The following is an 11,482-nucleotide window of genomic DNA, read 5'->3' on the forward strand; positions in this document are numbered from 1 at the left end:
AATAGATGAGGCCCTGAAGGACTTCCTCAACGATCTCGATAACAGATTTTCTCTGGAAAATCCGGTAATCAGTCGACTTTCCAGGCAATGCAATCCACGGCTGGATCACCACCGCGTACTGGCACTGGCGGTTCAGGCGCTTGAGGAAGCGCGCCTCGGTCACGATGCCGGAAATCTCGCGCGCGCCCGCGCCGATGTTCATCGCCCCCGCAATCGCGCCCATGCCCTCCAGTTCAATCGTGACGGTCAGTTCCGTGCCGATGAGTGCCTTCATGTCGAGGGACGCGGCCTCGATTTCAGGCACGCCAAGCGACGTGGTCAGGATCAGGTCGTACTGGCAGACGGTGGAAAGCCGCTCCTCGCCCTTGATGGCGCTGAGCACGAAGACCGGTTCGCCATCAGCCTGTTCGGGCACCGCGGGGCCGGTCACGGTGAGCGTGCGCTTCAGTGCCTTCGGCCACCGCGCGCGGTAGATGTCGTCGGAATTCATGCCAGTAAACCTCCCGGCTGGCGGATGGACAGGCGAACGGCGCAATACGGGCGATGCATGAAACCGGCTCCCTTGCTTTCTGTTATTGCATGCGTGAAACGGGCGTGCAGGGACAACCTGATGCACGCGCGAAACACTGGACTTACGAAAGACGCGGCGGGTACATCAGGACTGCAAAGGGGATAAGGAGGCCGCCGCGCTGCATTCGTCGAGTCCACATCGGCTTTTACGCCTGCAGCAACCCTGCCTCAATAGGGCCTGGTCAGAAAATCGCAATGGCTTGATGAGCCGCAACGTATTCAGCGGCGTGCTTGCTGCCCAGGTCATCGAGTCTCATCGATGTCCCGGAAAATTCTGACGGATATCGAAGTGCAAACCTGACGCGGTGTGCTCTTCAATGCGTGCGCCGTCCCGGTTAGTTCCAGCCGCCCGATGTGAGCCACTTCGGCGTGGTGCCGTAGATCCGGTCAGGTGCGCGACAGGCGCGGTAGTTATCTACCGCTGCAGGGCATGTTCGCGCATATCAGCACCACGGATCAACGCGATCGGAAGCGACGCTAGCGCGGTCAAGCGCGCGGTTTCGACGCCAGTGCAAACTGCAAACCCCTTTTGCACCCCGTAGCTAGAGGGAAGACGCGGTGCACAAGTTTCCCCTCATTTTTTGCCCGTGTACAGACTGGATACGTCGCTGACAGGTATCGGTGACCGAGATCATGAACTCGGGGGAGACTTCGGCGGCGTATTGCTCTCGCAGGAGGCCCTGAATCTCGCGCACGGTCATGCACCGGGTGTACCTGGCGACGATCTTGTCGTCGAAGCCCGTGAAGCGCCGTTTGTGTTTGGGAATCAGCAACGGCTCGAAGCTGCCGTCGCGGTCGCGCGGCACTTCGATACGGATCGTGCCATCCTAAGTCAGAACAGTCTTGGCACCCTTGCCGTTGCACTGGTTCGTCACGCGGCGGGCTTGGCAGCGCAAATCGATTAGCGCCTTCTTGAGGGCTAGCGTCGCGGCGTTGATGGCTTCAGCCGTCATTTGGCCGTTGCGGAATTGTTCCAGCAGCTCAGCGGGAATGGCCGGCAGTTCGACCGGTGGGGTCTTTGGTTTGCGAGGCATACGTTCTCCTGGAAAGAATCATATACCTTGAACAAGAAATTAATGTCGGGCCCCGGTCTATTAGCGTCGCCCCGCACAGGGGCAACGCTTGCAGACCGACACGCTCACAAGGAAACGCGACAAAAAAACACCGCCTATCACCTCACAAACCTCGCGTACCCACAAGATAATTCCGCCGAATCCTATCAACATCGACATGCAAAACATCGCGAAGAAAATGCTGCATGCCGCCAAATTGCGTATCGATGACCTCCATCGCAGCCCCAATATAATCAGCATCGACAACAAGCAAAGGCATCACAACATCATCCGCGACACCGATCTTCCGCAACTGCACCAACGCGCCAGCGTTAAAAGCAGCATTCTCCCGATTAGACTCAAGATAATTAGCGACGATAGTTGCGCGATCGACCCCAAGCGCAGACAGCAACAACACAGTAGCAAACCCAGTACGATCCTTCCCTGCGGTGCAGTGATAGAGCAGCGTCTGATCGTTTTCAGCGAGCTTCAAGAACCGCGCAAACTGCGCTTGATACTGCACAGGAAACTGTCGATATAGCCCCACCATAAAAGCATGCATCTGTGCGGGCGTGGAGCGCTTGAGCATTGGCACGATGGCAGCGGGTGAGAGATCGCCAGCCAGAACCGGATCGGCTTGCCAGGTAAACCGCTCCCCAAACGCTGCTTCGGCGGGCGACTTCTCGCTGGCTGCGCGAAAGTCCACTACAGCGTCCAGATGCATAGCCTCCAGCCGCGCGAAATCCGCGCTAGTGCCCAGCGCCGGATTGCCACTGCGATAAAGCCGATGCGGCGCAATGACCTTGCCGTCAGCGGCAGCAAGCCCCCCAAGATCGCGCAGATTCTGAATATTTTGCATAGGCACAGGATGATCGTTATTGGAGGCGTACACAGTCTCTTGCGCGAACGCGCTTCCAGCGGCAAGACCAACAAAAATAGAAACGCCAACAACCCGCAACGCAAACAAAGTCCGTTTCATAGGGTTAAATAAAGAAACGAAAAAACAAAAAACGCGCACCATCCTGCGACGGCACGCGTACAAAGAGAGAGCAGCAAAAAAATCAGCCAACAGCACTCAAACCACGCTCGCGTGCGAGCGTCATCGCCGTATCCTCAATCATGTCTTCCTGCCCGCCCACGAGCCGCTGGCGGCCCATCTCCACGAGAATATCCCGCGCAGGCACGCCATATTTCACCTCGGCGCGCTTCGCAAACAACAGAAACGACGAATAGACGCCCGCATACCCCAGCGTCAACGCATCGCGATCAATTCGGATCGGCGCGTCCATAATCGGCGTCACGAGGTCTTCCGCCACGTCCGAAATAGCGAACACGTCCACGCCCGTTTCAATCCCCATGCGCTCGCACACGGCCACGAACACTTCCATCGGCGTATTGCCCGCGCCCGCACCCAGCCCTGCAGCGGCGGCGTCGATCCGGCATGCGCCAGATTCAATCGCCGCGAGCGAATTCGCAATGCCCATTGCCAGGTTGTGGTGCCCATGAAAACCCAGCTCGGTTTCGGGCCGCAACGCTTCGCGCACAGGAACCAGGCGCGCGCGCACGTCGTCAGGCAGCATGTAGCCCGCTGAATCGGTGATGTAAATGCAGTTTGCGCCATACGATTCCATCAGCTTCGCCTGCTCGACGAGCAGGGCGGGCGGGGCCATGTGCGCCATCATCAGAAAGCCCACGGTATCCATGCCCAGTTCGCGCGCAAGGCCGATATGCTGGCCAGACACGTCGGCTTCAGTGCAATGCGTCGCCACGCGGATCGTGTTGACGCCCAATCCATGCGCCATGCGCAGATGATCGACGGTGCCGATGCCCGGCAGCAACAGTGCCGACACTTTCGCCTGTTTCAGTTCGCCGATCACGGCTTCCAGGTAGGCTTCGTCGCTATGCGCCGGAAATCCGTAATTGACCGAAGCGCCACCTAGGCCATCGCCGTGCGTGACTTCGATGAGCGGCACGCCCGCCGCGTCGAGTCCGCGCGCGATACCGCGCATCTGGTCAAGCGAGATCTGGTGACGCTTGGGGTGCATGCCGTCGCGCAGCGTCATGTCGTGCACGGTGATGCGGCGGCCCGCGAGCGGGTGCGCAGTGAGGTTTTCCATCGTGTTTCCCTTTTATGCGGTTGCGCGGCGTTAAACGGCGGCCAGCATCTGCTCGGCGAACACTTCGCCGGTGCGTGCCGCTGCGGCCGTCATGATGTCGAGGTTGCCCGCGTATCGCGGCAGGTAGTCGCCCAGGCCCGCGACTTCCATGAAGACGGACACGCGCTTGCCGTCGAACACCGGCCCGTTCTTGAGTGTGTAGCCCGGCACGTAGCGCTGCACTTCCTCGACCATCTTGTGGACGGATGCAGTGATGGCCGCCACGTCCGGTTCATCGACGGTCAGGCAGTGGATCGTGTCGCGCATGATGAGCGGCGGCTCTGCGGGATTGATGACGATGATCGCCTTGCCGCGCTGCGCGCCGCCCACCGTTTCGATGGCGCGCGCCGTGGTGCGCGTGAATTCGTCGATGTTTTTGCGGGTGCCCGGGCCGACCGAGCGCGACGACACGGTCGCGACAATCTCTCCGTATGCCACCGGCTGCACGCGCGCAACGGCATGCACGATGGGAATGGTTGCCTGGCCGCCACAGGTGACCATATTGACGTTGAGCGTGTCGGCCAGGTGCTCGCCCAGGTTTACGGGCGGCACGCAGAACGGGCCGATCGCGGCGGGCGTGAGGTCGATCACGCGCACGCCGCGCGCCGTGAGCTTGTCGGAGTGCTCGCGGTGCACATAGGCCGAGGTGGCGTCGAAAGCGATGCGGATGCCGTCCGCTTCCAGGTGAGGCAGCAGGCCGTCGATGCCTTCCGACGTGGTCTTGAGGCCCAGCGCCTGGGCGCGTGCGAGTCCGTCCGAAGCCGGATCGACGCCGACCATCCAGACCGGGTCGAGCACCGCGCTGCGGCGCAGCTTGTAAAGCAGGTCGGTGCCGATATTGCCGGGGCCGATCAGCGCGCATGGAATCTTGCTCATGGGGATGTCCTTGTTGAAGCGGTTTTCAGATCATTTGGATGACTAATGATGTTGGTGGAGACTAGACGAAACTCACCTCGCAACCACCGATGCCGTCAATACGCATCGAAAGCCGGTCGCCAGCCTTGACGGGAATCAGTGCAGCAAGCGCGCCCGACAGCACCACTTCGCCAGCAAGCAGCGGCATGCCCAGCTCGCCGAGCGTATTGGCAAGCCAAGCCACGGCGTCGGCGGGATGGCCCAGCGCCGCCGCGCCCACGCCTTCTCCAGCGTTCACGCCGTTTTTCTCGATGCGCATGCGGCATGCAGCCAGATCGACGGCATGCGGCGGTACACGCTCGGGGCCCAGCACATAGACGCCGCTTGAGGCGTTATCGGCCACGGTGTCGCCAATGCGGATCGCCCAGTCGCGAATCCGCGAATCGACGATTTCGAAGCACGCGCCCACGGCCTCGGTGGCTTCGAGCACTTCGGTGCGATCGACGCCGGGGCCACGCAGGTCGCGGCGCAGATAGAAGGCGATTTCGCCTTCGGCGCGCGGCTGGATCAGCGTATCGGCGCGTATGGCCGCGCCGCTTTCGTGGTGCATGCCGGAGAGCAGCATGCCGAAGTCGGGCTGGCGCACGTCGAGCATGTCCTGCACGGCCTGGCTCGTCACGCCGATCTTCTTGCCCACCACGGCCTCGCCCGCCGCCACGCGGCGCGCGATGTAGTGCTGCTGGATGCGATAGGCGTCGGCGAGCGGCAACGCGGGCAGTCTCGCGGTGAGCGGCGCGATGGGCGTGCGCTCGCGCCAGGCGGCGTAGAGCGCGTCGCCCAGCGTGGCAAGTTGGGCTGAAGTCATGGCAAATGGGTCGGGGAAAAAGAGGAGGGCGCCCGCCGTGCGCAATGTCCGGCGGGCGCTTCGAACGCGCAGCGGGCGCGATATGCGCCTTACACGCCGTCGCCGCGAATCGCATCGGGCGAGTAATACGCCTCGTTGGTCTGCGTGGTGGGCGTGAGGTTCGGCATCGGCTCCTGGTTGGTGAGGCGGTCAGCGTAGTACGCGCCCGAAATCAGGTCGTGATAGAACACCGAGGTCGAATAGAACGTCTTCGCGTCGAACGCATAGAGCGTGGGCGCGAAATTGGTGCGCCAGAGCGTGCCGCGTGCGTCGTAGTTGTCGGCGGCCACGGCGTTCCAGGTGTCCTCGTCGAGGTACAGCACTCGCTTGGCGTACTGATGGCGGAAGCCCGGCTTGAGCGTCGCTTCGAGCACCCAGACGCGATGCAGCTCGAAGCGCATCGTCTGCATGTCCTCGTGGCCCTTGGTGAGCAGCGACGTGTACTTGATCGACGGATCCATCATGCGGTAGTTGTCGTAGGGCACGTAGATTTCGCGCTTGCCCGCGATCTTCCAGTCATAACGTTCACCCGAGCCGTTGAAGAGGCGGTCGTCGTCCACGGTGCGAAAACCGCCCGGGCCTTCGGGCTGGTCGAAGCCGAATTCCGGCGACTGGCGCACGCGGCGCGTGCCGGGGTTATACGACCAGGTGCGGCGCGTGTCCGAGCCTTCCTGATCCCACATTTCGTAGCCCGTAATAATCGTGCCGCGATCGGAAAGCGGCAGCACCGTGGTCTGGCGGAAAAAGCTGCGGCCGTTGAGCTTGCTGTCGGCCTGGAACGGCACGGTCGCGCGCGGCCCGTAGATCGAATATTGCACCTTGCCCCATGCGATGTTGCCGTCCGGATAGACCACGGCCTGGTCGTAGGTGGCATTCTCCGATTCGATCATCGACGCGAAACGCAGGTTCCACATCGCCTCCACGCCGTTCTTCGGCACCGGGAACGGCGTGACGGGCGGGAAATCCTTCAGGCCGTTCTGGTCTTTCGTCATCGCCGTGTTGGGCGCGAAGGTGTGGATCGCCTTGTACACGGCGTCCGGATACGCGAAGTCGCGATGGCTCGGGTACACCGTGATCTTGAAGGTGTCCGGATACTTCTTGAAGAGCGCCTTTTCGCCGTCGGTGAGGCGCGCCGCGTATTGCTGCATGTTCTGCGCGGTGATCGTGACGATCGGCTTGTCGCTCGCATACGGATCGGGATAGCGCTCGCCCGCTTTGTAGCTCACGCCTGCGGGCGCGCCCACGTACTTGCCTGTCCACGCGGGAATGCTGCCGTCCGCGTTGCCGGCGCGCTCCGCGCCCATCGGCGTGAGCGTGCTGTCGAGTTTCGCGAGATCCACGGCGCTCGTTTTCGCGAACGAGCCGGCGGCGAGCGCGACGCCTGCCGCGACGGCGCAGGCTTGCATGGCGTAATGAAGGGTTCTGCTCATGACCATTCCTCTTGCAGTGAAAATACAGCGGTATTCAGAAGGAGTACGTCGCGGTGGCGAGCACGTAATCACGATCCGCGAGCGGACGCTGCGCGGGATCCGGTGTGCCCAGGAACTTCGCATAGACCAGCGAAAGCTTGAGATTCGAGAGGCGTGTGAAATCGACGCCTACGGTAAAGCGGTGATCGCCCACGCCGGTGAGCGAGCCGAGCGCGCCGGAGAGCGCGGACTTGCCCGTGAAATCGTCGGAATAGGTGAGCGGGACGTCCATGTCCCAGCCGTTGAAAACGTTCTTGTAGCTGAGCGTCCACGCGAGCTCGAAAGCGGCGGCGTTGCGCGTATTCGCGAGCGTGGTCGAACCGTCCACGGGCGTAACGTTGCCCGTGTGCACATAGGAAACTTCAGCAACCAGTGTTTGCGAGGCGGCGAGGAACGTCGGCCCGATCGAATAAATGGCGGAGAGATTCGATTGCCACACGTCGCCGCGCGTGGCCGTCGCGCCGGTGGGCGCATTCACGAGCACGGCCGCGCCCTGTCGATACGAGGTTTCGCCTGCGATATTCACGCCTGCGGCTTCGGTCGAAAAACTCAGGCCGGTGAGCTTGATGTGGTCGAAATACTTCTGCTGATATTGAAGCGTCGGGTAATAGCTGAACACGACACTTGGGTTCATGTCGTTGTAGTGCAGGTAATAAGCGCCGATTTCCGTGTCGCCGAATACGCGCCAGCGCGCGCCAATACCCCATTGATCGTTGTTATTGGGCTTGATGTCCGCGCCGCGCGGGATCAGCGTGCCGCCGGGGCCGATCAGGAACTGCGCGCCGGGGCCGGTAACGTCGGAGTAGCTGAAATAGCTGCCCGGCGCGGTGAGATCGTTGTGCTCGAAAGCAAATTGCCAATAGCCGAGCACGCTGAAATTGGTGGCCAGTTGCCATTGCGCCGAAATCTGCGGCACCGGCAACAGGATGTCCTTCACTTCCGCGCCTGCTACATAGGACTTGGTGGCATCGGCAGGGCCTTGCGCGCCCGCGATATTGGGGAAGAACACGCTCTCGCCCCACGCCAGCACCTGGTCACCCACCTTCACGTTGAGGTTGGTCTTGCCGATGTGGAAGGTGTTGTACGCGTAAGCCGCGAGCAGTTGCGGCCGTGCGCCCGCCCAGTAGCTCGTATCGCCGGTGAACTGGTTGTAGGCGCCCGAATGGTTCACGGTATCGGGTGCGTCGTTGTAGTTCGGGCGGTGATAGACCTGGTCGTAGAACGCATCGGCGCGCACGAACACGCCCCAGTCGTCGTGCTTGAGATTGACTTCGCCGAGGATATTGGCCTGGTTCTGCATCAGCTTGTCGGCCTTGAAATTGCGGTCGCCGTCGTCGCCGTTGATGTCGGCCGGGGTCAGCAGGTTGCCGCTGGGTGAGCGCGTGCGCATGCCCAGGCCATAGCCGATCGTGAAGTTGTAGTCGAGCGTGGTGTCCGCGCCGAACGCGATCGTGTCGCCCGCCCAGGCCGGAGCCGCGGTGCTCACGCACGCCGCCGCGAGGGCGAGGCGGCAGGCGGCGGTGATAGGGCCCAATGCGACCGGTCGTTGTGCACGCGGTGTGTCGATTCTCATTGCGTCTCCTCTGAGGCTCCGTTGTGGTTTTGTCGTGGCGTTGTTGTGCTCAGAGGTTAGGGGGCACGCGTGCAGCGAGAATCGTCAAAACGGACTACCTGGTTCCCCTCAGTGTTTTCACGCTCGATGGTTGCCCGCTCAGCGCCGATCTGTGCTTATGCACGCTCAAAGGCCTTGCCCGCCGATGTCGCGGCGAGAAACGCGGGCACTTCGCCGCCGCCTTCGAGCACGAGATTGGAGCCCGACGCATACGACGCGTAACCGGAAGCGAGGAAGAGGCACGCGTGCGCCACGTCGTCGGGTGTGGCCAGGCGCCCGGCGGGCACCGTGGCCGCGGCCGCCTTCAAGCCCGCTTCGCCGACGTGATCGGCCGTGGCGGCTTCGGTCTGCACGAGACTCGGGCTGACGGCGGCCACGCGCACCTTCGGCGCCCATTCCACGGCGAGCGAGCGCACGGCGTTGAGCACCCCAGCCTTCGCCGCGCCATAGGCCGCTGTGCCGGGCGAGGCGCGCAGGCCGCTCACACTGCCGACGAACAGCAGCACGCCGCCTTCGGGCTGTCGCTGCATCACGGCGTTGGCGCGCTGCGCGAGCCATAGCGGTGCGATCAGGTTCAGGCGGATCACGGACTCGGTAAAGCGTGGGGAGGCTTGCGCAGCGAGCGCGAAGGGCGCGCCGCCCGCGTTGCTGACGACCACGTCGAGGCGGCCGGTTTCGGCTTCGATGCGGGCGACGAGGGCGTCGATGGCGTCGATATCGCGAACGTCGGCGGCGATGGCGCGCAGGCCTGCGGGCGTGCCGCTCTGGTCGGGCACGCTGCGCCCGCAGACGTAGACGGTTGCGCCAGCGCCTAGAAACGCTTGCGCGATTGCTGCGCCGATACCGCGCGTGCCGCCCGTCACGAGCACGGTTTTGCCTTTGAAACTGCTGCTGAAATCTGGAACTGACATGGCCTGTCTCCGTGGAATAAAGGATCGAGGCCGATGGTAGAGAAAAGGCCGGGTGGCTTCTTAGTCTGAAAGGACGATGCGGCGCGTGTTCGTGCCCTTGATGATCTTTAAAAGGCCGGTTTCAAGGCAAGATCAGGAGACAAGCGCGCATGACAGCAACCCCGAACCCCGCATTGCCGGCAGGCACCATCGGCGCATATACCGATGTCCCCGGCGGTCTGAAACTGCATCATTTCGAAGCCGGCAGCGGCGAGCCCGTGGTGTTTATCCACGGCAGCGGCCCTGGCGCCAGCGGCATCAGCAATTTCCGCCATAACTATCCTCAGTTCGCGGCGGCGGGCTACCGGGTTATCGTGGTCGACCTGCCGGGCTACGGCGCGTCGTCGAAGCCTGCGGACGCGCACTACACGCTCGATTACTTCGTGGCGGCGCTGCGCGCCCAACTGGACGCACTGGGTGTGGGGCGCGCCACGCTGCTCGGCAATTCGCTGGGCGGTGCGATTGCACTGAAGTACGCGCTCGACTATCCCGACGACGTGGCGGCGCTCATCATGATGGCGCCTGGCGGCGTGGAGGAGCGTGAGACTTACTTCCGCATGGAAGGCATCCAGAAGATGGTGTCGTTGTTCACCAATCGTCAGATGAACCGGCAGACGATGCGATACCTGCTGGAGTTGCTGGTGCACGACCGTGCGCTGGTGACCGACGCGCTGGTGGAAGAGCGCCTGCGCGTGTGCGAAACGCAGCCGCCTGAAGTGCTGGCGACCATGCGTGTGCCGAATCTCACGGAACGACTGGCGGAACTGCGCTGCCCGGTGCTGGGATTCTGGGGCACCAATGACCGGTTTAACCCGGTGAGTGGCGCGATGCATTTTCTGGAGCATTGCGAGGACGCGCGCTTCGTGATGATGAACCGCTGCGGGCATTGGGTGATGGTGGAGCATCGCGACTATTTCAATCGCGAGTGCCTGGATTTTCTGGCTGATTTGCGCGCCAGTGTGGATACGGAACATAACGACAAGGAGACAGCATGAGCAACCTGCAGGCGATCACGCAGCAACTTTTCGATTTGAGCGGCAAAGTTGCCGCGATTACGGGCGCAGCGCGTGGGATTGGGGCGCAGACGGCGCGGACTTTGGCTTCGGCGGGGGCGGCTGTTGCCGTGCTGGATGTGTCGCCTTCCGGCGAGGAACTGGCGGCGGAAATTGTGGCGGCTGGCGGCAAGGCTTATTTCTGGAAGCTCGATGTGACGCAGGAGGCTGAGGTTCAGCGTGTATTCGCGGAGATCGTTGCGAGGTTTGGGAGGCTGGATGTGCTGGTGAATAACGCCGGTATTGAAGGGGCAAACCTGCCTACGCATCAGATGTCGCTGGAACAGTGGCGTGCTGTGATGGACGTGAACGTGACTGGCGTGTTTCTTTGCACCAAGTATGCGATTCCTGCTTTGCAGCAGGCCGGTGGTGGTTCTGTCGTTAACGTGTCCTCCATGTATGGGCTGGTGGGTGGGCCCGATGTGCCTGCTTATCACGCTTCGAAGGGCGCGGTGCGCTTGATGGCTAAGACCGATGCCATGTTGTATGCCGCGCAGGGTATTCGCGCTAATTCTGTGCATCCTGGGTTTATTCGGACGCCTTTGCTTGAGGAGGCGTTTCAGAAACTCGGGGATCCGGAGCAGATCTTCGGGCAGATGAAGCAGATGGTGCCCATCGGGAAGATAGGCGATCCGCAGGATATCGCGGCAGGGATTCTTTATCTTGTGTCGCCTGCTGGGCGGTATGTGACCGGGACTGAGCTTGTGATCGACGGTGGGTATACCGCGCGGTAGTTGGCGTGTGTTGATTGGCGTGGTTGGCATTTCCTTGTTTTCGCGTCGGTCTATTAGTGTTGCCCCTGTGCGGGGCGGCACTTACTTTCTTTGCCGCGGCAAAGAAAGGTAAGCAAAGAAAGCCGCTC

At 62.1% G+C, this 11,482-nt stretch carries 10 protein-coding genes and 1 pseudogene; 2 read left to right on the forward strand and 9 right to left on the reverse strand.

The window, feature by feature from the left end; all coding sequences use genetic code 11:
* The 9 genes and pseudogenes from BBA01S_RS44920 to BBA01S_RS39010 all read right to left on the reverse strand — a co-directional run.
* A partial coding sequence (locus BBA01S_RS44920; protein WP_042298632.1) for a contractile injection system protein, VgrG/Pvc8 family occupies positions 1-490 on the reverse strand: 490 nt, incomplete at its 3' end.
* 679 nt (positions 491-1,169) lie between these two features.
* Positions 1,170-1,604, reverse strand: a pseudogene (locus BBA01S_RS44925) (transposase); the annotation flags it as partial.
* Between the two features lie 142 nt (positions 1,605-1,746).
* Entirely contained in the window at positions 1,747-2,691 is a 945-nt protein-coding gene (locus BBA01S_RS44930; protein ID WP_245641731.1) for a tyrosine-protein phosphatase, read from the reverse strand.
* Positions 2,684-3,739 carry a 4-hydroxy-2-oxovalerate aldolase gene (gene dmpG, locus BBA01S_RS38985; RefSeq protein ID WP_042298634.1) on the reverse strand — a complete coding sequence of 352 codons (1,056 nt, stop codon included), beginning with the start codon at positions 3,737-3,739 and terminating at the stop codon, positions 2,684-2,686. The genes BBA01S_RS44930 and dmpG overlap by 8 nt, the downstream gene beginning before the upstream one ends.
* A 30-nt stretch (positions 3,740-3,769) precedes the next feature.
* Entirely contained in the window at positions 3,770-4,654 is an 885-nt protein-coding gene (locus tag BBA01S_RS38990) for an acetaldehyde dehydrogenase (acetylating) (protein WP_027821113.1), read from the reverse strand.
* Between the two features lie 61 nt (positions 4,655-4,715).
* Positions 4,716-5,498 carry a fumarylacetoacetate hydrolase family protein gene (locus BBA01S_RS38995; protein ID WP_027821114.1) on the reverse strand — a complete coding sequence of 261 codons (783 nt, stop codon included), beginning with the start codon at positions 5,496-5,498 and terminating at the stop codon, positions 4,716-4,718.
* A gap of 89 nt (positions 5,499-5,587) precedes the next feature.
* Positions 5,588-6,967 carry a DUF1329 domain-containing protein gene (locus BBA01S_RS39000; protein ID WP_027821115.1) on the reverse strand — a complete coding sequence of 460 codons (1,380 nt, stop codon included), beginning with the start codon at positions 6,965-6,967 and terminating at the stop codon, positions 5,588-5,590.
* A gap of 34 nt (positions 6,968-7,001) precedes the next feature.
* Positions 7,002-8,579: a DUF1302 domain-containing protein gene (locus BBA01S_RS39005; protein WP_042298635.1), complete on the reverse strand. Its 1,578-nt coding sequence runs from the start codon at positions 8,577-8,579 to the stop codon at positions 7,002-7,004.
* A gap of 155 nt (positions 8,580-8,734) precedes the next feature.
* Complete coding sequence (locus tag BBA01S_RS39010; RefSeq protein ID WP_027821117.1) at positions 8,735-9,529, reverse strand: SDR family oxidoreductase; 795 nt, start codon at positions 9,527-9,529, stop codon at positions 8,735-8,737.
* A gap of 149 nt (positions 9,530-9,678) precedes the next feature.
* Here BBA01S_RS39010 and BBA01S_RS44935 point away from each other — a divergent pair, with 149 nt between their 5' ends.
* Complete coding sequence (locus BBA01S_RS44935) at positions 9,679-10,563, forward strand: alpha/beta fold hydrolase (protein WP_042298636.1); 885 nt, start codon at positions 9,679-9,681, stop codon at positions 10,561-10,563.
* Positions 10,560-11,354, forward strand: a complete 795-nt coding sequence (locus tag BBA01S_RS39020) for an SDR family NAD(P)-dependent oxidoreductase (RefSeq protein ID WP_042298637.1) — start codon at positions 10,560-10,562, stop codon at positions 11,352-11,354. Before BBA01S_RS44935 ends, BBA01S_RS39020 begins: the two co-directional genes overlap by 4 nt.
* Positions 11,355-11,482: the final 128 nt, after the last annotated feature.

Origin of the sequence: Paraburkholderia bannensis NBRC 103871 (assembly GCF_000685015.1) — a bacterium.
Classification (GTDB): domain Bacteria; phylum Pseudomonadota; class Gammaproteobacteria; order Burkholderiales; family Burkholderiaceae; genus Paraburkholderia; species Paraburkholderia bannensis.